At 71.6% G+C, this 21765-nt stretch carries 16 protein-coding genes; 7 read left to right on the forward strand and 9 right to left on the reverse strand.

From position 1 onward, the window contains the following. Position 1: 1 nt before the first annotated feature. Positions 2-1636 carry a hypothetical protein gene (locus tag B0I32_RS03805; RefSeq protein ID WP_106234984.1) on the reverse strand — a complete coding sequence of 545 codons (1635 nt, stop codon included), beginning with the start codon at positions 1634-1636 and terminating at the stop codon, positions 2-4. 141 nt (positions 1637-1777) lie between these two features. Beyond that, positions 1778-2992, reverse strand: a complete 1215-nt coding sequence (locus tag B0I32_RS03810; protein ID WP_106234986.1) for a Gfo/Idh/MocA family protein — start codon at positions 2990-2992, stop codon at positions 1778-1780. A 100-nt stretch (positions 2993-3092) separates the two neighbouring features. Here B0I32_RS03810 and B0I32_RS03815 point away from each other — a divergent pair, with 100 nt between their 5' ends. Further along, the gene (locus B0I32_RS03815) at positions 3093-4190 is read left to right on the forward strand and encodes an ROK family transcriptional regulator (protein ID WP_106234988.1); all 1098 of its coding nucleotides are present in this window, start codon (positions 3093-3095) and stop codon (positions 4188-4190) included. A 22-nt stretch (positions 4191-4212) separates the two neighbouring features. Here the strand turns inward: B0I32_RS03815 and B0I32_RS03820 are convergent, their stop codons facing one another. Then, positions 4213-4737, reverse strand: a complete 525-nt coding sequence (locus tag B0I32_RS03820; RefSeq protein WP_106234989.1) for a TetR/AcrR family transcriptional regulator — start codon at positions 4735-4737, stop codon at positions 4213-4215. Between the two features lie 99 nt (positions 4738-4836). Here B0I32_RS03820 and B0I32_RS03825 point away from each other — a divergent pair, with 99 nt between their 5' ends. Continuing rightward, positions 4837-7065 carry an MMPL family transporter gene (locus B0I32_RS03825; protein ID WP_106234991.1) on the forward strand — a complete coding sequence of 743 codons (2229 nt, stop codon included), beginning with the start codon at positions 4837-4839 and terminating at the stop codon, positions 7063-7065. A gap of 8 nt (positions 7066-7073) precedes the next feature. On the opposite strand, the gene B0I32_RS03830 is transcribed toward B0I32_RS03825, so the two are convergent. The 4 genes from B0I32_RS03830 to B0I32_RS03845 all read right to left on the reverse strand — a co-directional run bounded on the left by B0I32_RS03830 (position 7074) and on the right by B0I32_RS03845 (position 9739). Then, a complete protein-coding gene (locus B0I32_RS03830) occupies positions 7074-7376 on the reverse strand; it encodes a hypothetical protein (RefSeq protein ID WP_146178029.1) in 303 nt (100 codons plus the stop codon). Positions 7377-7427: 51 nt separating this feature from the next. Then, positions 7428-8075: an ArsR/SmtB family transcription factor gene (locus tag B0I32_RS03835; protein WP_106234994.1), complete on the reverse strand. Its 648-nt coding sequence runs from the start codon at positions 8073-8075 to the stop codon at positions 7428-7430. 8 nt (positions 8076-8083) lie between these two features. Further along, on the reverse strand, positions 8084-8578 hold the full coding sequence (locus B0I32_RS03840) for a cupin domain-containing protein (protein ID WP_106234996.1): 495 nt from the start codon (positions 8576-8578) through the stop codon (positions 8084-8086). Between the two features lie 72 nt (positions 8579-8650). After that, positions 8651-9739: an alcohol dehydrogenase catalytic domain-containing protein gene (locus tag B0I32_RS03845; protein ID WP_106234998.1), complete on the reverse strand. Its 1089-nt coding sequence runs from the start codon at positions 9737-9739 to the stop codon at positions 8651-8653. A gap of 160 nt (positions 9740-9899) precedes the next feature. On the opposite strand from B0I32_RS03845, the gene B0I32_RS03850 reads away from it, so the two are divergent. The 5 genes from B0I32_RS03850 (at position 9900) to B0I32_RS03870 (ending at position 16507) form a co-directional block, all read left to right on the forward strand. Further along, positions 9900-11126, forward strand: coding sequence for an ABC transporter substrate-binding protein (locus B0I32_RS03850; RefSeq protein ID WP_181306982.1), 1227 nt, complete (start codon positions 9900-9902; stop codon positions 11124-11126). Continuing rightward, positions 11123-13717 (forward strand): ABC transporter permease subunit, encoded by a 2595-nt coding sequence (locus B0I32_RS03855; protein ID WP_106235001.1) that lies wholly within the window; start codon positions 11123-11125, stop codon positions 13715-13717. Before B0I32_RS03850 ends, B0I32_RS03855 begins: the two co-directional genes overlap by 4 nt. Further along, positions 13714-14460 carry an ABC transporter ATP-binding protein gene (locus B0I32_RS03860; RefSeq protein WP_106235002.1) on the forward strand — a complete coding sequence of 249 codons (747 nt, stop codon included), beginning with the start codon at positions 13714-13716 and terminating at the stop codon, positions 14458-14460. Before B0I32_RS03855 ends, B0I32_RS03860 begins: the two co-directional genes overlap by 4 nt. 64 nt (positions 14461-14524) lie before the next feature. Next, positions 14525-15490: an alpha/beta hydrolase gene (locus tag B0I32_RS03865; RefSeq protein WP_106235004.1), complete on the forward strand. Its 966-nt coding sequence runs from the start codon at positions 14525-14527 to the stop codon at positions 15488-15490. 141 nt (positions 15491-15631) lie between these two features. Then, complete coding sequence (locus B0I32_RS03870) at positions 15632-16507, forward strand: alpha/beta fold hydrolase (RefSeq protein ID WP_181306984.1); 876 nt, start codon at positions 15632-15634, stop codon at positions 16505-16507. Between the two features lie 7 nt (positions 16508-16514). Here the strand turns inward: B0I32_RS03870 and fxsT are convergent, their stop codons facing one another. Together fxsT and B0I32_RS03880 are read right to left on the reverse strand one after the other, a co-directional pair. Beyond that, a complete protein-coding gene (fxsT, locus tag B0I32_RS03875) occupies positions 16515-20459 on the reverse strand; it encodes an FxSxx-COOH system tetratricopeptide repeat protein (protein WP_106235007.1) in 3945 nt (1314 codons plus the stop codon). Continuing rightward, positions 20443-21732: a TIR-like protein FxsC gene (locus B0I32_RS03880; protein ID WP_146178031.1), complete on the reverse strand. Its 1290-nt coding sequence runs from the start codon at positions 21730-21732 to the stop codon at positions 20443-20445. The genes fxsT and B0I32_RS03880 overlap by 17 nt, the downstream gene beginning before the upstream one ends. Positions 21733-21765 lie beyond the last annotated feature (33 nt).

A 21765-nucleotide genomic window follows, 5' to 3' on the forward strand; every position in this document is an offset into this window, starting at 1 on the left:
GCTAGGCGGGCCCCGGCGAGTACGTGAGACGCAGAGGCTCGGCGACCAGGTCGCGCAGGTCCTCCATCCCCTCGTCGTCGTGGTGCCCCGACGCCAGCACCGACTCCACGAACCGGTACGCCTCCCGGCCCGCCAGCCCCCGGAGCTGCGCGATCAGCGCCTGCGGCCCGCCGACCTCCAGCATGGTGAGAAAGTTCTCGGCCCCCAGCAGCAGGTGTTCGCGCTGCCCCAGCCCCATCGGCTCGACTTCGCCCACGTCCATGAGCAGCGTCAGCGCCGTCGGGCCGAGGATCAGGTCGTGGCGCAGTTCGCGGAGCAGGACGTCGCCCTGGGGGAGGGCGTCCACCAGGACGCCGAGCATGGCGGTCGCGCGGGAGCGGAAGGGGCAGGCGCTGATGGCCCGCAGCAGGCACTCGACGTCCTGACCCGGCCGGGACAGCCAGCCGTTGAGCTCGGCGGCGGCCTCCCTGGGCGGGTAGTGCTGGGTGAGGACGCCGAGGAGTTCGGCGGGCTCGGCGGTGGCCAGCTCGCCCAGCAGTGGAGCGTCGTGACCGTCCGCCAGAAGCCGCTCGCGTACGGCGCGCAGGGCCAGCGGGGTCAGCCGGGCCAGCGGAGCCGGCTCCGGCGACTCCGGGTAGTCGTCCTCACGGAGAAGGCCGGCATCGGTGTGGAGGGGGAGGATCGGGCCGCGGGTCAGTTTCACCGCGCCCAGATCGGACAGGACCTCCAGGGTGCGGGCCAGGTCGCGGGCCAGGCAGTGGCGGCGGGTCTCGCGGGCGAGGTTCTCGTCGAAGCCCTGCCGGCAGGCCGGCCGGGCGATCTGCTCCAGGCGGGTCAGCGGGACGTCGTCCATGCCGTACAGCGTGTCGAGGACGACCGGGAGGAGCCGGCCGAAGAGGCGGGGGAGCGCGGTGGCGGCCCCCCGACTCAGCTCCGGGAGCACGTCGAAGGCGCGCCGCCACAACGCCTCCGGGTCTTCGATCAGGTCGGCGGCGCAGGGCCCCAGGGCGTCGGCCCAGGCCCGGAGCAGGGGGAGGTCGGGGGCGGCGGAGACGTCGCCCGTTCCGACGGCCAGGGCGGTCAGGTGCTGGACGGTGACGCTGCCGGCGGCGGCCGTCAGGTCGGCGGGCGGGGGCAGGGCGATCGGCGGGCGCGCGGCGGCGCGGGTCTCGTCGAGGCTCAGGGCCGGCTCGGTGAAGCGGGCTTCGAGAAGCTCTTCGAGGACGTGGTGGTCGGCGTCGGTCCGGCCCGCGTCGAGGGTCCTGCGGAACGGCACGGCGGCCCGGGCGATCGCCGCGTCGGCCTGCTCGGGGGTGCAGCCGCGCGGGTCACGCAGCCCGGTCGCGGCCAGGTAGCGCACGTACGTACGGAGAACGTCAGGAGCCAGGTCGAGGACCTCGCGCGGAGCGACGACCTGCTTCGGCACCCACGCCAGCAGGAAGCGCCTGATCTGCGCGTCGTCCCAGTAGGCGAGCCGGCCGTCGCGGCTGTGGTGACGGGAGTCCACCGCGGCGGAGATCAGCAGCTCGTCGGCGGGGCGGCCACGCTCGCCGGCCCAGACCAGGCAGCGGCGCAGCAGCACGGCCTTGGCCGCCGCGAACTCCGCGGCCTCGTCGGGCGCGAACCAGGTACGCACAACCGTGACCTTCTGCCGGCCAGTGGGGGGAGTCAGGGGGAGAACCCTGGGCTGCCCAGTATTGCCGCTCGGGGTCCGGAGTGTGCGGACTTCTCCTTCCCGTCAGGATCGTATGTGCTTACCTTCCGTTTCCCCGCCGTGTCACAGGGGAACGGTCTCGCCTTCGAGCCTCGACCGCTCGGCCGCCCAGGCGATGAGGTGGCTGTGCAGGCTCTCGGCCGGTGAGGACAGGACCGAGGAGTGGTCGCGGCTGGCCACCGCGTCCAGGAACGCCTCCACCAGGCCCTCGTCACCGCCCCCGTGACCGCCGCGCGCGGTCGCGTCGCCGTCGGCCCGGGTGTCGACGACCTCGGCGCGGCCGGTGACGAAGTCGGTGACGGTCAGGCGGTCGCCGTCGCCGTCGATGGAGCCGCGGGTGCCGAAGATCCGCGTCTGCCGGTGCAGCGAGGGGGTGAAGGCCGTCATCGTGAACGACGCCGTCGTGCCGCCCTCGAACTCCAGGTTCACCACCTGGTGGTCGACGACGTCGTTGTCGCAGGCGTACACGCATCTGCCGTAGGGGCCGGTGCGCAGCGCCTCCAGCAGGCCCTGCTCGGAGACGTCGTCGGTGAGGACCGACACCGGCCAGGTGTCCTGGCCGGCGAGGGGCAGGTAGATGCGCTTGGCGGAGTACGGGCAGGTGTCCTCGACCGCGCAGTCCAGGCAGCGGTCGGCCGCCCCCTCGGGCCGGTTCTCGGGGCGGAAGTGCGCGAGCCCGCCGAACGACGACACGCGCGTGACCCGCTTGCCGGTCAGATGGACCAGCCAGTCGAGGTCGTGACAGGACTTCGCGAGCAGCATGAACGTGGACTCGTCGGTACGCCGCCAGTTGCCCCGCACGAACGAGTGCGCCTGGTGCCACCAGCCCACCGGTTCCAGGTGCTGGATGCTGACGATCTCGCCGATCCGGCCGGAGTCGAGCAGCGCCTTCAACGCCCGCGTGTACGGGGTGTAGCGCAACACGTGGCACACCGCGAACACCGCGCCGGAACGCTCCGACGCGGCCACGATCGCCCGGCAGTCGTCCTCGGAGACCGCCATCGGCTTCTCCAGCAGGATGTCGTAGCCCAGTTCGGCGAAGCGCACCGCGGGTTCGACGTGGTCGCGGTCCTGGGTAGAGATGATCACCGCGTCCGCGCGGCGGGGCAGGGCCGCCAGCTCGCGCCAGTCCGCGTACTGCTCGGCGCCGGGGAAGCGGTCACGGCGGGAGTCCAGCGGATCGGCCACCGCCACCACCCGCGCCCGGCCGGACTCCGTGGCGTGACGGGCGTAGGCGGTCCCCCGCGAGCCCGCGCCGACGACAGCGAGCGTGACCATGGCAATCCTCCACTTATGCTACAAGCTTACTTATGTCGATCGATGCTAGGATCCTGGCTGGTAGCCGTCAATAGGGGACTTACGGGAAAGGGTCTCATAAGTGACTGAGCTCCGGCCGGGTGACGCGTCCCTGCTGCGTAAGGTGAACACCCAGGTCACGCTGCGGGCGCTGCGCCGCGAGGGCGTGACCACGCTGACCCGGCTCGGCCGCGTCACCGGGCTGTCCAGGCAGACCGTGGAGGCCGTCCTCGACGAGCTGGGCGAGCGCGGCTACGTCCGCGAGCTGCCGCCGGACGAGGGCGTGATGGGACGGCCGGCGCGGCGCTTCGCCTTCAGGGCGGACGCCGGTCACGTCGTGGGCGTGGAGGTCGGGGGCGACGCCGTCGTCGCCGCGCTGGCCGATCTCGACGGCGAGGTGATCGCCTGGGAGCGGGCCGCGGTCTCCGGCGACGCGGCGGCCCACGAGCGGTTGGAGGCGGCCGGGCGTACGGCGCTGAAGTGCGTCGACGGGGCGGGCCTGGCCCGCAGGCGGATCTGGGCCGTGGCGGCGGGGACGCCCGGCATCGTCGACCGCACCGGGCGGGTCTCGCTGTCGCTCACGCTGCCCGGCTGGACCGGCGTGGACCTGGCCGGGCTGGCCGGGCGCTGGTTCGGCTGCACCGCGCTGGCCGCCAACGACGCCAACCTCGCCGCGCTCGCCGAGCACTGGCGCGGCAGCGCGCGCCACGTCTCCGACCTGGTGTACGTGCTGCTCGGTCACCGGGCGGGCGCGGGCATCCTGATCGGCGGCCGGCTGCACCAGGGACGCCGCGGGGCGGCCGGCGAGATCGGCACGCTGCGGCAGGTCGGCTGGGAGCGGGCCGTCCGCGAACTGGTCGAGGGCGGCTCGGCGGCCGAGGTCTTCGCGGCCGCGCTGGCCGGCGACCGCGCCGCCGTGCGCCGGGTGGACCGCTACGCCGAGCAGCTCGCCGTCGGCGCCTCGGCCCTCGCCCTGGCCGTCGACCCCGACCTGCTGGTGCTCGGCGGGGGGCACGCGCGGGCGGGCGACGTGCTGCTCGACCCCCTGCGCCGGCACCTGGCCGAACTGTGCGTGAACGCGCCGGAGGTGGCGGCCTCGACGTTCGGGGACGAAGGCGTGGCGATGGGCGCCGTACGGCTGGCGCTGGACCACGTGGAACGGGAGATGCTCGGCCTCTGACTCGCTGAGCCGGTAGGCGTCGTCAGTAGGCGCGGGCCGCCTTCAGCAGGGCCGCGTGGACCTGGTCCTCCGGCAGGTCCATCGTCTTGACCGCGCCCCACTGCAGCGCCCCGAGCAGGGCCCAGCTGCGGAGTCTGGCCTCCGGGGTGGGGTCGTCGCCGGCCAGCTTGGCGTAGATCTCGTCCCTGAAGGACTTGATCGTGGCCCGCTCCGAGCCGGGCTCGGCGGTCGAGTCGTCCGCCGCCAGGTCCTCCATGAACAGCCGGATCACCGACCGGTAGCGGACGGCGAAGCCGACCAGGGCCTCGATGAAGTCGGCGCGGCTGTCGTACGTGGTGTCCAGCAGCGCCAGCATGTCGCCCAGCACCGGCGACAGCAGTTCGAGCGCCAGCCGGTCCTTCGGGTGGAAGTGGTAGGCGACCGCGGTCTTGGTCAGGCCGACGGCGGCGGCGATGTCGGCGAGGGAGGTGGCCGCGTAACCGCGCTCGGCGAACAGCTCTCTGGCGGCGGCCAGGATCCGGCTGCGGGTGTCGTCGGGTGTGGTCATCGTCTCATTTCCCTATGGGAGACGGCCTTCCGTATATATCCCGTTTTATCGTATGTCCTGTACGACCGTACAGGACGGCCGTCGAGTGGGAGCTGAGCGATGACGCGGTTGCTGGGACGGCTGGGCGGCTGGTGCGCGCGGCACGGCTGGATCGTGCTGGTGTCATGGGTGATCGCGGCCGCCGCGCTCATGGGCTCCAGCCTGGTGTTCACCGCCCCGACCACCAGCGACGCCAGCATCCCCGGCACCGACGCGCAGCGCGCGCACGACCTGATGAAGAAGGGCTTCGGCTCCGGCTACGCCACCGGCGGAACGGTGCAACTCCTGCTCTACTCCGCCGACGGCCCCCTCATCGAGGACGCGCGCAAGGAGGCGGTGGAGCAGTCCATCGACCGGCTGCGCGACATGCCGCACGTCAAGGCCGTGGACACCCCCTTCCGCAGGGGCGGCATCTCCTCCAACTTGCAGATCGGCCTCATCACCGTCCGCCTGGAGGGCAACGACCCGCAGAAGATCGGCGAGACCACGCAGGCGCTGTCGAAGGCCGCGGAGCCGGCCAGGGAGGCCGGGCTCGAAGTGGTGCCGGCCGACAGCTCGACGCCGGCCGACAAGGAGATCAAGACCGGGCCGAGCGAGATCATCGGCGTGGTCTGCGCACTGCTGGTGCTGGTGTTCGCGTTCGGGACGCTGGTGGCGGCGATGATCCCGATCTTCGTCGCGCTCGTCAGCGTCGCCTCGGGGCTCGGCGTGATCGGCCTGCTCGGCTGGGTCGTGGACATGCCCAAGCAGGCCGGCATCATGGCCACGATGATCGGGCTCGGCGTCGGCATCGACTACGCGCTGTTCCTGCTGTCGCGCCACCGCCGGCTGCTGGCCGACGGGGTGCCGGTGGTGGAGTCCGTCCGGCGGACCGTGGCCAGCTCGGGCGGGGCGGTCGTGTTCGCGGGCGGCACCGTGATCATCGCCCTGAGCGCGCTGATGCTGGCCGGGTTCCCGCTGCTGGCCACGCTCGGCTGGGTGACCGGCATCTCGGTCGTGGCCGCCGTGCTCACCTCCGTCACGCTCGTCCCCGCCCTGCTCGGCCTGCTCGGCCACCGCATCAACGCGCTCAAGGTGCCCCTCCTGCGCGGCGCCGGCTCGGGCGCGCACACCGCCGGCACCGGCTGGGCGGGCCTGGGCTCGTGGGTGGCCCGCCGCCCGTGGCGGGTCCTGCTGGCCAGCGCCCTCGTCCTCGGCGCCCTCGCCGCGCCCGCGCTGGCGCTCAAGCTCGGGGCGCTCGACGAGGGGTACGGCACGCGGGGCTCCGAGCCGCGGCGCGCGTACGAGCTCATGGCCACCGGCTTCGGCCCCGGCGCGAACGGCCCGCTGATCGTGGTCGCCGAACTGCCCGCGAAGGTGGCGGACGCCGGCGATCCCGTCGTGGACAACCTCGTCCGCGAGGTGAAGGACGTCGACGGCGTGGCGCACGTGGGCGAGCCCAAGGTCAACACCTCGGGCCGGTCGGTGCTGCTGCAGGCCGTTCCCGAGTACGCCCCCAGCGACGAGCGCTCCGCCCAGGTGGTCAGGGACGTCAGGGACATCTCCGTGCCCGGCGTGCGGATGCACGTGGGCGGCAAGGTCGCCGGGCTGACCGACGCCGGTGACCGGATGGCCGAGCGCACCCCGCTGGTCATCGGGGTCGTGGTACTGCTCAGCGCGCTGCTGCTGTTGCTGGCCTTCCGCGCGCCGATCGTGGCGATCAAGGCGGCGGTGATGAACCTCGTCTCGCTGGGGGCGGCGTTCGGGGCGCTGGCGATGGTGTTCTCGATCGGGCTCGGCAGCGGGCTGGTGGGCATGGACCCGCCGGTCAACTCCTCGTACGTGCAGCAGATCTTCTTCTCGGTGCCGATCGAGAGTTACGTGCCGCTGATGTTGTTCGCGGTGCTGTTCGGGCTGTCCATGGACTACGAGGTGTTCCTGCTGACCGCGGTGCGGCAGTCGTACCAGCGGCACGGCGGCAACGCGCGGGCGGTGGCCGAGGGGCTGGGGTCCACCGGCCGGGTCATCACCTCGGCCGCGCTGATCATGGTGGCCGTCTTCGTGGCGTTCATCGCCTATCCGGACGCCATGGTGAAGACGTTCGGGGTGGGGCTGGCGGTGGCCATCGCGGTCGACGCCACGATCATCAGAGGGTTCCTGGTGCCGGCCACGATGGTGCTGCTGGGGCGGCTCAACTGGTGGTGCCCGCGCTGGCTGGACCGGATCCTGCCGAACCTGTCGGTGGAGGGGCACGAGGAGGACGACGAGCCCGTGGCGGAGCGGCGCGAGCCGGTCACGGCCGGGGTGTGACGCCCCGGTCAGTCCGGGTCGGTGACGTCGCAGGCGGCGACCCAGCCGACGTCGCCGGTGGTCGTGTTGCGGCCGTGGTGCCACAGGGTGCTGGCGAAGTTCTCGTCGCAGCGGTAGAGGTCGTGCTGCTCGGATCGGTCGGCCTCGAACTGCTGCCCCAGCCGGCCGATCCCGGCCTGGCCGGCGCCGGGCTCGGGCAGGCTCCAGATGATCACGTCGTCGTCGCCGAAGTCGTACAACATCCTGGCCCGGCCGCCGGCCAGCGCGACGGCCGCGAGCAGGGCGAGCGAGACGACCTGTCTGACGTGCACCGTGCCTCCCCGCCGCATGAGCCTTGTTGCTCAGCGTAGGGACAAGGTGGCTCAGTGTTCCAGTGGTTTTCCGGCGCGGCGCCAGCCGAGGAAGCCGCCGTCCAGGGGGCGGGCGTCCTGGCCGTGCGCGCGCAGCAGGCGTACCGCCTCGGGGGAGACCACGCAGTACGGCCCTCCGCAGTACGCCACGATCTCCGCCTCCCCGGCCAGGTCGCGCAGCCGGCCGGGCAGCTCGGCCATGGGCACGGAGACCGCCCCCGGCACGTGCCCGGCGGCGTACTCGTCCGCCGATCGCACGTCGATCACCACCGTGCCCGGATCCTCCAGCCGGGCCGCCAGCTCGTCTGCGCTCACGGCCTCCAGGGAGCCCAGCCGGTGCCGTACGGCGTCGCGCAGGTCCGCCAGCCGCCCGTCCGCGAACGACTGGAAGCCGCCGAGGAAGCGCGAGACCTCCTCGCCGGCCAGCCGGTAGCGGACGTGCGCGCCCTCGCGCCTGCCGATCACCAGGTGCGCCGCGCGCAGCTGCTGGAGCTGGGCGGAGGTGTTCTTGAGCGGGATCCCCGCCGCCTGCGCCAGCTCCTCGACCGTGCGCTCGCGTTGGTCGAGCACGTCCAGCAGGCGCAGCCGCACCGGGCTGGCGAGGGCCTTGCCGATACGGGCGAGCTGGGCGTAGATCGGCTCCTCGGGGAACGTCGCCATCGTCGCCCTCAGACCATGTACTGGTCGTGGCGCAGGTACACGTCGCTCCACTCCTCGGGGGAGAGCTGCCGGCCGGTGTTGGCGATCTCGGCCAGCTCCTCGAAGTACGCCTCGCGCGGCGCCCCCGGCGTGAACAGGATCAGCATCGTGGCCGGCTCGCCCGACTCGTTGCGGAAGGCGTGCACGCCGCCCTCCGGCAGGTACAGGAAGTCGCCCGGCTTGCCGTCGGCCCACTTCGCGCCGTTGAAGAGCCGGATCGTGCCGGACAGCACGTAGAACGACTCCGTCATGGTGCGGTGGAAGTGCGGCCCGGGGCCGGACGGGCGCGGGCCCATCTCCCAGCGGTACAGGCCGAACGCGCCGTTCGTGGAGCCGCCCGTGGCGAGGTAGTGCACCTGGGTGCCGCCCTCCCCGATCGACAGGTCGGGCGTCCGGCCGGCCATCGTGAAGGTGCCGCTGTGCTCGCCGTGCTCACCGAAGTAGCGGGCGTCGGGGTAGGACATGTCTCGTCTCCTCCATCATTCTAACGAATTTTAGAATAGCGAGGAGGAAGCGGCTCGGGAAGGCCCCGAATGTCAGAACGTGATGACCGTACGGGCGACCGTGCCCTGCCGGACGTGGGCGACGGCGTCGTTCACCTGGTCCAGGGGGAGGCGTTCCGAGATCAGGGCGTTGAGGTCGAGGTGGCCGCGCGCGTACTGGGCGGCCAGCATCGGCAGATCGCGGTGGGGGGCCGCGTCGCCGCCCTGGGTGCCCATGAGGCGGCGGGAGGCGAACAGCAGGCCGGTGTCCAGTTCCAGGGGATGACCCTGGGGCGGGCTGCCGACCATGACGGTGGTGCCGCCCGGCTGGGTGGCGGCGAACGCCTGGGCCAGCACGCCGGGCACGCCGGTCGCGTCGAAGGCGTAGTCCACGCCGCCCCTGACCAGCTCGTTCACCTGGCGCGGGAGGTCGGAGGCGAGCACCGCGCAGGTGGCGCCGAACTGCTCGGCCAGCTTGAGCTTCCGCTCGGCCACGTCGGCGGCGACGATCGTGGTCGCGCCCGCGAGCACGGCGCCCTGGATCACGTTGAGCCCGACGCCGCCGCAGCCGACCACGAGGACCGAGGCGCCCGGCGGGACCCGGGCGACGTTGAGCACCGCGCCCACGCCGGTGACGACGCCGCAGGCCAGGAGGCACATGGCGTCAAAGGGGGCGGATTTCCCGATTTTTACGCACATGGGCTCGGGGACGACGGCGTACTCGGCGAACGAGCCGATGCCGATGAAGCGGCGCGTCTCCGCGCCGTCCAGCGTGACCCTGGGGGCGCCGCCCATGATCGTGGGCAGCCGGGACGGGCCCGTGCAGAGGTGGAACCGGCCCGCGCCGCAGGACCGGCAGCGGCCGCAGGGGCCGTTCATGGCGATGATGACGTGGTCGCCCGGCTTGACCGAGGTGACTCCCGTGCCGACGCTCTCGATCACTCCGGCGCTCTCGTGGCCGAGGATGAACGGCGGCCGGCTCACCACGGGGCTCTTGCCGTCGATGGCCTTGAGGTCGGAGCCGCACACGCCCGACGCCTTGATCTGAACGCGGACCTCGCCGGCGGCCGGGTCCGCGATCTCGACCTCGCGCAGTTCCAGGGGGGCGTGGAAGGCGGTGAGCACGGCCGCGCGCATGAGCATGTGCCACACGCTAGCCGGGCCGCCTATCGCGAGCAAGCGGTTGCTCGGTTGTAGCGTGCGGGGCGAATGACCGTTGACGGCCCTCGCGGGCGAATTTACGCTCGGACGAAACCAAGCGAGCGCTAGGCCAAATGTGCGGGAGGCCGTCATGGTGCGGGGTATGTCGGTCGCGGCACTGGTGGTCACGCTGGCCGCCGCCGGATGCGCGGCCCAGCGACAGGGGACGACCGGCCAGGACACGGCCGGCGTCACCGCCACCACGATCAAGGTCGGCGGCGTGCTGACCAAGACCAGCGCCAGCGGCTACTCCACCAAGGACGCCGAGATCGGCGCCAGGGCCAGGTTCGAGCGTGCCAACGCCGCCGGCGGCGTGCACGGCAGGAAGATCGAGTTCCTCGGCGCCGAGGACGACGGCCAGGACGCGGCCAAGGGCGACGCGGCGGCCAAGAAGCTCGTGCAGAAGGACGGTGTGTTCGCGCTCCTGCCCGTGCACGCCCCCAACTTCGGCGGCGCCGCCTTCCTCGAACAGCAGGGCGTGCCCTGGTTCGGCTGGGCCACGGGACCGCAGTGGTGCGGCACGAAGACCGGCTTCGGCTACAACGGCTGCCTGGCCCCCAAGCAGGGCGCGGGCTCCCAGACGTGGTGGGGCCGGCAGATGGCCGACCTGCTCGGCGGCGCCGAGGGCAAGAGCGTCTACGTCCAGACCTCCGACTCCAGCGGCAGCAAGTACGGCGGCACCACCATCTCCCAGTCGTTCACCGCCGCCGGTTTCACCCTGGCCGGGGTGAACTCCGGGCTGCCCGCCGCCGCGCCGCCACCCGACTGGCTCCCGTACGTCAGCAAGATCATGACCTCGGACGGCGGGCAGCCGCCGGACGTCGTCGTCTCCGTCATCGCCGGCACGAAGTTCAACGTCGGCCTGTACGCGGCGCTCAAGCGGGCCGGCTACCGGGGCGTGCTCACCGACGCCACCAGCTACGACGCCGCCATCCTCAAGGACCGGGCCAGCGCCCAGGCGCTCGAAGGCGTGGTCGCGGCCCCGATGTTCGAGCCGTTCGAGTCCACCGCCCCCGAGATCGCCCAGCTCAGACAGGACGTCGAGCGGGCCGCCCCCGGCACCGCGCTCACCCAGCACCTGGCCATCGGCTACTGGGCCGCCGACATCTTCCTCGACCTGCTGAACCGCACCGGCAAGGACCTGACCAGGGAGAGGTTCCTCCAGACGGCCAACGGCTCCTACGTCTACGAGAACGCCGGCTTCGGCCGGATCGAGTATCCGAAGGACCACACCGAGCCGAACGGCTGCGGCGCCCTGGTCAAGCTGGTCGACGGCGCCTTCCAGGTGGCCAAGAGCATGAAGTGCTTCGACAACGTGCCGCTGAAATGATCCTGGACTACGTGCTCAGCGGCCTGGTCACCGGCGCCGTCTTCGCGGTCATGGGATCGGGCCTGACGCTCTCGTACGCGGCCACCGGGGTGTTCAACTTCGCCCACGGCGCCATCGGCTTCCTCACCGCCCTGCTGTTCCACCAGCTGAACGAGGCCGGCCTGCCCGCCTGGCTGTCGGCGCTCGTCTCCGTCGCCCTGTTCGCGCCCGCCGTCGGCTACGTGCTGCACAAGGTCATGTTCAGGGGGCTCTCCCAGGCGGGCGAGACCGCGCAGATCGTGGCCACCATCGGGCTCACGATCGCGCTGCCCGCGCTCGGCCTGCTGATCGTGGACGTGGCGGGGCTGCCGCCCGCCGACGCGACCGCGCTGCCACGCGGCGTCGGGCCGCATCCGGCGCGGCCGTTCGACCTGCTCGGCGTGCGGCTGGACAGCGACCAGGTCATCACGTTCGCCGTCTCGGCGGTAGCGGCGGCCGGGCTGTGGGCGTTCATGCGGCACACCCCGTACGGGCTGCGCATGCGTGCCTCCGTCGACCGCCGCCGGCTGGCCACGCTGCGCGGCATCGACGCCGACGCCACCTCCGCGCTGGCCTGGATGCTCGGCTCCGGCCTCGCTGGGCTGGCCGGGGTGCTGGCCGTGTCGGTGCTGGGGCTGGACGCGACCGCGTACACGGTGCTGCTGTTCGCCTCGGCCACGGCGGCGGTGTTCGGGCGGCTGCGCTCGATCCCCTGGACGTTCGCGGCCGGGCTGGCGCTCGGCGTCGTGCAGAACCTGGTCGCCGGATACACCGACTTCCTCGAAGAGGTGACCGGGCTGCGCACGGCCGTCCCGGTGATCCTGCTGTTCGCCGGGCTCGTGCTGCTGAACAGGTCGCGCGATCGGGTCGCCGGCAGCGCGGCCGAGGACGCGCCGCCGCCCGACCACCTGGCCGGGCTGCCGCCGTGGCGCCGGCGGCTGCCGTGGGCCGTGGGTGTGGCCGCGCTGGTGGCCTTCGCCTTCGCGGGCTCCGACTACTACGTGGGGGTCGCGGCGCAGGGGCTCGTCCTGGCGTTGATCTTCTGCTCGTTCGTCGTGGTGACCGGGATCGGCGGCATGGTGAACCTGGCCCAGGCCGCCTTCGCCTCGATGGCCGCGCTGACCTGCGGGTGGGCGTTCGCGTCCGGGCTGCCGTTCGTCGTGGCTATCCTGCTCGGCGTGCTCGCGGCGGCGGCCGTGGGGATGCTGGTGGCGCTGCCCGCGCTGCGGCTGGGCGGGCGGGTGCTGACGCTGGCCACGCTGGCCATGGCGCTGCTGGCCGACCAGGTGCTGTTCCAGGTGGACGCGTTCAGCAACGGGACCATCGGCTGGCCGCTGCCCGCGCTCGGGTTCGGCTTCGCCGACACCTCCGACCCGCGGGTGCGGGTGATCGTGCTGCTCGTCCTGATCGCCCTCGTGGCGCTGCTGATCCGCAACCTGGAACGCTCGGCCTCGGGCCGCGCGATCCTGGCCGTGCGCTCCGCCCCGGCGGCGGCCACGACGTCCGGGCTGTCCGCACCCCGGACCAAGATCGTGCTGTTCGCGCTGGCGTCGGCCATCGCCGGCCTGGGCGGGGTGCTGTTCGCCATCTCCAAGGGCTCGATCACCGCGACCGACCTGCCGGCCTTCGCCGGGTTCGTCTGGCTGGCCGTGGTGGTGCTGCAGGGCGTGCGGCGGGTCGGCGGGGCCGTGCTGGGCGGGCTCGTCGCGGTCGCCGTGCCCGAACTGCTCGCCACGTGGGACGTCTCCGCGCACGTCGGGGCCATCCTGTTCGGAGCCGGCGGGATGATCCTGGCCAGACATCCGGACGGCGTGCTCACCCAGCTCGCCGAACTGCGTCACCGCAAGCCTCCTGAGGACGCGCCGGCCGTCGGGGAGCAGCCGGTACGAGCTCATGGCTTCTTCACCATGGAAGGCGTCGTCGCCGGATACGACGACACCACCGTCCTGCGCGGGGTGGACCTGACCGTCCACCCCGGCGAGGTCGTCGCCCTGCTCGGCGCGAACGGCGCGGGCAAGTCCACCGCCTGCGCCGTCGCCGCCGGGGACCTGCCGGTCACCTCCGGCCGGATCCTGCTGGACGGCGTGGACGTCACCGCCTGGCCCGCCCACCGCAGGGCCCGGGCCGGCATCCTGCTGGCGCCCGAGGGCAGGGGCGTCTTCCCCGGCCTCACCGTCGAGGAGAACCTGCGTACCTGGCTGGCCGACCCCGAACCGGTCTTCGAGCGCCTGCCCCAGCTCGCCGAGCGCCGTACCGTCCCGGCCGGCGCCCTGTCGGGCGGCGAGCAGCAACTGCTCACCCTCGCTCCCGCCCTCGTACGCCCGCCAAGAGTGCTGATCGCCGACGAGCCGTCACTCGGGCTCGCGCCGATGGTGGTGCGGCAGGTGTTCGACGTCTTCGCCGAGCTGCGCGCCCGCGGCGTCGCGCTGCTGCTGGTCGAGGAGAAGGCCACGGAGGCGCTGGCCATCGCCGACCGGGTGGTGTTCATGCGGCTCGGCCGCGTCACCTGGACGGGGCCGCGCTCCGAGGTGGACGGCGAACGGCTGACCGCCGCCTACCTGGGGGTGAGGTGAACGTGCTCGACGTACGGGGCGTGTCGGTGTCCTTCGGCGGGATCAGGGCGCTGGACCAGGTCGCCTTCGAGGTCGGCGAGGGGCAGGTCTGCGGCGTGATCGGCCCGAACGGCGCCGGCAAGACCACGCTGTTCGACGTGGTGTCCGGGCTGCGCCGGCCCGACGAGGGACGGGTGCTGCTCGCCGGGCGCGACCTGACCGGGATGTCGCCGGTCCGGCGGGCCAGGGCGGGGCTGCGCCGGACGTTCCAGCGCACCCAGGTCTTCGGCCGGCTCACCGTGGCCGGGAACGTGCTGACCGCGCTCGACTGGCGCGGCGGCGGTGGCGGGCTCGCCGCCGACCTGGTCGGCCTGCCCGCCAGGCGGCGGCTCGAACGCGAGCGCCAGGAGCGGGTGGACGAGGTGCTGGAGCTGTGCGGGCTCACCTCGCTGCGCGACGCGTACGCCGCCGCGCTGCCCGTCGGCCGGCGCCGCCTGGTCGAGCTGGCCAGGGCCTTGGCCGACCGGCCCCGGCTGCTGCTGCTCGACGAGCCCACCTCGGGGCTGGACGCCGGCCAGAGCGAGCGCCTGGCCGAGGTGGTGAGCGGACTGGACACGACCGTGCTGCTGGTCGAGCACGACATGGGGTTCGTCATGGGCACCTGCGACCGCATCGTCGTGCTGGACCTCGGCAAGGTCATCGCCACCGGCGCCCCCGCCGCGATCCGGGCCGATCCGGTCGTCAGGGCCGCCTACCTGGGGTAGGCGCGGCCGTTCCGCAGGCCACGGACCTACCATCGGGGGAGTAACTCACGTGGAAGGAATCCCCATGGCGTTCCACCCCAACCTCGACCCTGAGCTCCGTGCCGCACTCGAGCAGGCGCCGCTGGAATCGTTTGACTGGTCCGCGATGACCTACCAGGAGCTCGCCGACCAGCGAGCCCAGATCACCGCGATGATGGCCGCGGCGCCCCTGCCAGAGACGCGGGTGACGGTCGAGGACCGCACCGTACCCGGGCCCGAGGGGCAGCCGGACGTGCGGCTGCGGATCTACCAGCCGCCGGAGCCGGGCGAGGACAGGCCGGCCCTCTACTGGATCCACGGCGGCGGCATGATCATCGGAGCGCCCGAGATGGACGACGCCATGATGATCGGCTACGTCGAACGGCTCGGCGTCGTCGGCGTCTCCGTGGACTACCGCCTGGCCCCCGACCATCCCCATCCCGCCCCCGTCGAGGACTGCTACGCCGGCCTCGCCTGGACCGCCAAGAACGCGGCCGAACTCGGCATCGACCCGGCACGGGTGATCGTCGGCGGCGCCAGCGCCGGCGGCGGGCTCGCGGCCGCCACCGTCCTGCTGGCCAGGGACAGGGGCGGGCCCGAGATCCTCTTCCAGCTGCTCGTCTACCCCATGCTGGACGACCGCAACAGCACGCCGTCCAGCCAGGAGTTCACCGACGCCGTGATCTGGGACAGGGGCGCCAACCTCTTCGGCTGGACGGCGCTGCTCGGCGACCGCATGGGCACCGACGACGTCCCGCCGTACGCGGCCCCCGCCCGCGCCACCGACCTTTCCGGCCTCCCGCCGGCGTTCGTGGACGTGGGGGAGCTGGAGGTGTTCAGGGACGAGTGCTTCGACTACGCCCTGCGGCTGGTGCGAGCGGGGGTCTCCACCGAGTTCCACCTCAACCCGGGGGCGTTCCACGGCTCGGAGATGATGGTGCCGGACGCGACGATCAGCGTACGAACCCGTGAGGCCCGCGAGGCGGCCCTCAGGAGGGCGCTCGGCCTCTGATCGGAGCCGGTCGACGCTGGGTGGGCGACCACCCGGCGTCACCGGGCGCGGTTCGCTCTTGCAGCGCGTCGGCGACTCCTCATACTGAAGGCAGGGGCAGGGGCAGGGGAGCCTCGGCTGGAGGGGCGCATCTTGATCGTGATGCATTCTGCCGACGGCAGTCGTAGGCTCGCGGTCGCGCAACGGGGCCTCATTCCGCGCGGCAGGCCGGTGTTCTATCTCCACGGCACTCCGGGCAGCAGGATAGGGCCACTGCCGAAACACGGCCTGCTGTATCGGCTCGGCATTCGCCTCATCACCTACGACCGCCCGGGATACGGGGACTCCGACCGGCAGGTCGGGCGTCAGGTGGGCGACGTGGCGTCCGACGTGGCCACCATCGCCGACCGGCTTGGCCTCGACCGCTTCGCCGTCGTCGGCCGCTCGGGCGGCGGGCCGCACGCGCTGGCCTGCGCGGCGCTGCTGGGCGACCGGGTGACCCGGGCGGCCGTGCTGGTGGGCCTGGCTCCGCACGGCGCGGAGGGGCTCGACTGGTTCGACGGCATGGCCGAGAGCAACATCGAGGAATACCTCACGGCGATGGAGGGACTGGCGCAGCTCACGGCGCGGCTCGTCGTGGCCGCGGAGAAGATCAAGAACGACCCCGTGGAACTGGTGAACGCCATCTACGACGACCTGACGGAGGCCGATCGGGAGGTGGTGGCCGACACGGCCATCCGGCTGATGCTGGTGCAGAACTACGCCGAGGCGCTGCGCAGGTCGCCTTACGGCTGGATCGACGACGCCATCGCGTTCTGCTCGCCCTGGGGCTTCGATCCGGCCGACATCACCGTGCCGACACGTCTGTGGCACGGCGCGGAGGACGTGTTCTCACCCGCCAGCCATTCACGCTGGCTGGCCGAACGCATCCCGACCGCCAGCGTCGCCATTCAGCGCGGCGTCGCGCACTTCCACGCCTTACAGGTGCTGCCCGACCTGCTCCCGTGGCTGGCGGGCCCGGCCCCCGCCGGCGGCTGAGCGTTTGTCACCAAGGCAGCGGGTCCAGGTCCCGACTCACCCGCCGCCAGTCGAGGACGGCGTTGATCAGAGGGTGGGCTTCCCCGAGCACTCGGCGCAGGTGGACCAGCACCGCTTCGCGCAGCTCACGTGCCTCGTCGGCGCGGCGCAGGTCGCGCAGGGTGACCGCCAGGTTCGCCTCGCACACGAGGGTGTCCGGGTGGAGGGGGCCTCGTCCCGGAGCATCGCGCAGCGCCGTCAGCAATTCGCGTTCCATGGTCTCGGCCTGGTCGTACTTGCCGAGGTCGGCCAGGCAGTTGGCCACATTAATGGTGCAGACGAGCCGGAAGGGGTGCTCCTTGCCCAGCGTCTCGGTGAACCGGTTCAGGGTCTGCGTTCCGAGCGAGTAGGCGCTCGCGACGTCGCCGGTCTCGCGCTGGTAGATGAGCAGGTTGTTCGCCGCGATGAGGGTGTACGGCTTCGCCGGCCCGAGCGTGGTCTCGAAGGTGTCCAGGACCTGTTCGGCCAGCCGGCGCGCGGCCTCCCAGTCGCCGGCGTCACCCAGGTCGCCCGCGAGGTTGAGGCGGCAGATCACCGTGTCGGGATAGTCCGGCCCGTAGTGCTGGACGTACCGTTCGAGCGTCGCCTCGGTGAGCTGTCTGGCCTCCGTCAGGGCGCCCGCCTTACGCAGCGCGACCGCCAGGTTGCGTGCGGCGCGCAGCGTGTCGACGAAGTCGCTGCCGAGGACGCGCTGGTACCGGCTCAGAACGTCCCGTAACAGCTCCGCCGCCTTCTGGTACTCGCCCGCCTCACGGATGTCCAGGGCGAGGCTCAGCTGGGACGACAACGTGTACGGGTGATCGATCCCGATGACGGCCCGTCGGCGGTCGAGCGTCTCCTGGTCGAGCCGTCTGGCCTCGTTGATCTGGCCCACGTGCCGCAACGCCACTGCGAGGTTGTTGGCCGCGGTCAGGGTCCGTGGATGGTCGTCCACGAAGAGATCCCTGGTCTGGTCGTAGGACTCCTGCTCCATCTGCAGCGACTCCTGCAACTGCCCGAGCGCCCGCAGGTCCGCCGCCAGCCCCGCGGCCGTCATCAGCGTGTGCGGGTGCGGCTTCGGCAGTACGTTGAGCTGGTCCTCCATGATGGCCCGGTCCAGGTCGCATGCCTCCTGGTACTTGCCCTGCTGACGCAGCACGTTCGCCATCTGGAAGCGCAGGAAGAGGGTCTGCCGGTCCACGTTGCCGAGCTTGTTGATCCACCGCTCCTCAAGACGCCGCCCCATCTCCAGGGCGCGCTCGAACTCGCCGCGCTTCCACCAGTAGCGGACCCGGTCGATGAGGAGTTGGCGCGTCTCCTCCTCGTCGCAGTCGTCCGCCTGGGACGGCGTGAGATGCGGCCAGATCTCGTCGAACCGCCTCCAGTTCTCGGGGTCGTCCGTGTCACCTTCGCGCGGGCGGGCTCCGAGCAGGATCCGGTGCACGTCGTGCATGGTGTCCTCCTGCTCCGATTCCGTCATGCGGTCACGGAGCACGGCCTGGACCAGCCGGTGCACCTGGACGGAGTTGTCCCGCTGGTCGACCTTGGCCAGGGCGAACCGGCTCAGCTCGCGGACCAGGCGGCCGATCATGATCTTGTCGCGTAAGGTGTCGTCGTACTTGAGCAGGCACTTGACCGTCTCGTCGCCGTACAACATGGACAGGGACACGGGCTCAGGCGCGAAGTAAGACAACAGTTCGAGCAGGCGGACCGCCGCCGGGGAGCGCTCCCTGAGCCGGTCGAACGAGACGTTCCAGGTCAGGACCACCGGCCTCGGGTAGTTGAGCGTCTCGCCGAGTGCCAGCGTCGCCGCGGGCTGGTCGTTCAGGGTCTCGACGTACTCGTCGACGTCCATCCCCGTCTCCTGCAGCCACGCGCCGGCCTGCTCGATGGCCAGCGGCAGATCGCCCAGCGCCTCCGCGACCCGGCCCGCCTCGTCGTCGTTCATGCTCGGAACCCGCCGCCGCAGGTGCTCCAGGCTCTCCTCGCGAGTGAAGACGTCGATCGGGAGCGGCACCGCGGCCTGCTCCCAGGCCCGGTGCCGGGACGTGATCAGCACGTGGCCGGACGTCCCTCCCGGGAGGTAGTCCTGCAACTCTTCCGGGTTGTCGGCGTTGTCGAAGATCAGCAGCCAGCGTTTGTAGGGCTCGCCCCGGCGCAGTGCGTCGCGGGCGGCCTGGGCCGCCTCGGCCACGTTGTCGCCGACGCGCAGGCCCAGCCTGACCGCCAGGTTCGCCATCGCGCCGTTCAGCAGCTCGGACTGCTCCGCGGAGATCCACCACACCACGTCGTAGTCGGCCATGTAGCGGTGGGCGTACTCGATCGCGAGCTGCGTCTTCCCGACGCCGCCGAGGCCGTAGAGGGCGGCCTGCGTCACGACCGTCTGCGTCACGACCGTCTGGGCGCCGCCGACGAGTTGCTCACGCAGGCGCTGCAGCACCTCGCCGCGCCCGGTGAACGTCGCGTTCCTGGTCGGCAGGTCGAGCACCGTCGGCTGACGCCCGGGATACCGGGGGCCGGTCACGGCGCCGCCGGCCTCCGTCGGCTGCCCCGGCCGGTCGAGGGTGCGCAGCAGTGCGGCCATCGCCTGCTCCTCCTCCAGACGGACCAGGTCGAGCGGCGTCGGGTCGGCGTACGGCACGGACAGCCGGACGTCGGCGATGCGGACGGGGATGAGCTGACCGCGCGACTCGGTGAGCTGGAGGCCCGACATGGACTGCCAGATCTCACGGGCCTGCGCCGAACGGAGGTAGGCGGGCGACAGGAGCGCCAGGATGCGCGCGGAGTCATCGATGGGGCCCGAACCCGGGGCCCCTTCATTGTCCTGGTCCGTCGGGTTGTGCGGATGAACCCGCAGGCCGACGCCGCTGAGGACCGCTTTGATCCAGTCGTACCAAAGCCGGTCCTCCGGCACATAGCTGATGTAGACATCCATGAAGGTCGCCGGGCGCCTGCGACGGAACAGGTCGCGGTAGCTCATCCGGAGCTCTTCCGGCATGGCGGGCAGACTGGGCACCTCACCGTCGGTGATCACGTCGGCGAGGCGCTCGTAGGCGGCCAGCAATGAGGCGGGCGAGCCGGGCGCGTCGCCGAAGGTCGCCAGCGTCTCCTCGTACGCGTAGAACGGCTTGTAGGGGATCTCCACCGCGCCCCAGTAGGTGATCGCCTCGTCGCGGCTCATGCCCGTGGGGAAGCGCGCGAACTTGCTCCTGGCGAACGCCCGTCCCGCGTCCAGTTTCTCCTTCTCCGCGTCGTCCACTCGCATCGGCACCGGCAGGATGCGAATGCCCCTGGCTCGGAACCGGTCGGCGACCTGGGTGGCCACGTCGGACGCGCCCTCGATGCTCTGGTCGGACAGGGTGAAGCAGGTGACGAGGATATGCGGGAAATGCTCCGTGGTGATGTCGGAGATGTCGCTGACGCCGGTCCTGCTGTCGATGAGGACGTAGTCGTACTCGGCGCTCATGTCGTCGCGCATGGCGTCGAGGAACTGCCCGCCGCCGTAGCTGTCGTAGAAGGTGTCCCAGTCGAAGCGGGCCACCAGGGAGGAGTAGTCGCGATTCTGCCGCCCGGCCGACAGGAAGTCGATCGAGCCGTCGCCGGGGAAGTCGTCCCAGTCGATCGACACCACGTGCTGCCGGACCCGCGCGTAGTCGCGGTGCCAGTCGTCCGGGCGCGACTCGTTCCTGCGGGCGGCCCAGGCGTACTCGGTGATCAGCTCGATGACGCCCGGAGTGCTGACGATCTTGTCGCTGTCGAGGAACGGGCGGAAGAACTTGTGCAACCCCGGCGACTCCAGGTCCCAGTCCACGGTCAGCACCCGGTGGCCGTTCGCGGCGAGGATCCAGGCCACGTTCGACAGGGCCATCGTGCGTCCCGTGCCGCCCTTGTAGGAGTAGAAGGTGATGATCCGCCCGTTACGCGCTTCCGTCATCACGTTCCCCCGGATTCTCTGGTGGCTGCCATGTGAGTCGGTCTCGGCGTCTGAGCGGAGCGTCTCCCGGCTCCGATCGCGGCGGAAAGGCCGGAGTGTCACGCAGGTACGGCCGGGAGACCGTGAAGACCACCTGCCGCAGAGCCGGCGCGAACTGACCGAACGCCAGCGTCCCCTTGGCGGCCTCCCTGGCCAGCAGGCGCCCCCGCTCGATCCAGGTGGGAGCCAGGGCATGCAGCCCGGCTCTGATCTGGTCCGTGGCCGCGGCGAGCTGCTCGTCGTCCTCGTGCCACGGGATCACCAGCCCCACCCACGGATGGCTGCTGCGGCGCAGGTACGACAGAGCCGCCTGGTACCCGGGCATGAGCACCACCCAGGGATCGAGAAGAACGACGCCCGGGGACGCGGGCCCGTCCTCCTTCAGCAGGTCCTCGCCCTGATCGGCGTACGACCAGAGCTCCGGCTCGAAGCCGAGATCCCGGACGATGTCCGCGGCCAGGGAGGCGATCGGCTGGTCGCACTGCGGATAGTACGGATTCCAGTCGGTCGCGTGGGCGCCGTACTGCCGCTGACTGCGGTGCGGAGGAAGCGCGTCCCTGGTCGGTGCCAGCACCACTATCTGGAACCGGCGGCCCCGGTCGGGCACGAACGCGCTTTTCAGCGAGGTGAAGTCGCAGGGCTTTCCCGGAGGTAGCCCGACGTTCTCCGCCAGATCCACGATACGCCGGGCCAAAGCGTCGACGACGGATTTGTAATGGTCGCGATATCGATTTAATTTGATCAGACCGTAGACGCCGCGCTCCTGGTAATGCGTGCCCAGGGCGGGGTCGTGAAACTGCATCGGATGAGCCATCTCGGGTAACTCGGCGGGCTTGACGGGAACCCAGAAGGCAGGCACCATGACCTCGGGCAGATCCGGGCCCTGGCCCATATAGCGTTTACGGCGCAGGTCGAACGCTGCCCATTCTTTACCGCACGGCTCACTGCCGAAATAACGTGGCGAGTAAAGCGGGACGAAAACACGACAGCTGGCCAGTTCCTTGGCCAGCCGCTCGTTCCAGGCCGCCCCGACACGCAACTCCTGATCCATGAATCCAGGAGAGACCCCGGCCGGCAGCCGGCTGATCTGCATGATCTCCTGGCACAGTGCCCGATAGAACTTGGTGACCCACAAGTTGGGGTCGGGGTCCTTGTCGGAGATCCGCGGCGTGCGCGCATAGCTGAGGAAGAAGTATGGCTGGTGGTGCTCGTCCGAGCCGGAGATATCGGCCACCCGCGCCTCCACACGCACATTGCGCCGGCACGC

This window comes from Nonomuraea fuscirosea (assembly GCF_003001935.1).
GTDB lineage: Bacteria > Actinomycetota > Actinomycetes > Streptosporangiales > Streptosporangiaceae > Nonomuraea > Nonomuraea fuscirosea.

Coding starts and splice junctions, on each gene's coding strand:
- B0I32_RS03850 (WP_181306982.1), top strand. CDS start 9,900: ATGTCGGTCGCGGCACTGGTGGTCACGCTGGCCGCCGCCGGATGCGCG.
- B0I32_RS03820 (WP_106234989.1), bottom strand. CDS start 4,737: ATGACCACACCCGACGACACCCGCAGCCGGATCCTGGCCGCCGCCAGA.
- B0I32_RS03855 (WP_106235001.1), top strand. CDS start 11,123: ATGATCCTGGACTACGTGCTCAGCGGCCTGGTCACCGGCGCCGTCTTC.
- B0I32_RS03835 (WP_106234994.1), bottom strand. CDS start 8,075: ATGGCGACGTTCCCCGAGGAGCCGATCTACGCCCAGCTCGCCCGTATC.
- B0I32_RS03840 (WP_106234996.1), bottom strand. CDS start 8,578: ATGTCCTACCCCGACGCCCGCTACTTCGGTGAGCACGGCGAGCACAGC.
- B0I32_RS03825 (WP_106234991.1), top strand. CDS start 4,837: ATGACGCGGTTGCTGGGACGGCTGGGCGGCTGGTGCGCGCGGCACGGC.
- B0I32_RS03870 (WP_181306984.1), top strand. CDS start 15,632: ATGCATTCTGCCGACGGCAGTCGTAGGCTCGCGGTCGCGCAACGGGGC.
- B0I32_RS03865 (WP_106235004.1), top strand. CDS start 14,525: ATGGCGTTCCACCCCAACCTCGACCCTGAGCTCCGTGCCGCACTCGAG.
- fxsT (WP_106235007.1), bottom strand. CDS start 20,459: ATGACGGAAGCGCGTAACGGGCGGATCATCACCTTCTACTCCTACAAG.
- B0I32_RS03845 (WP_106234998.1), bottom strand. CDS start 9,739: ATGCTCATGCGCGCGGCCGTGCTCACCGCCTTCCACGCCCCCCTGGAA.
- B0I32_RS03810 (WP_106234986.1), bottom strand. CDS start 2,992: ATGGTCACGCTCGCTGTCGTCGGCGCGGGCTCGCGGGGGACCGCCTAC.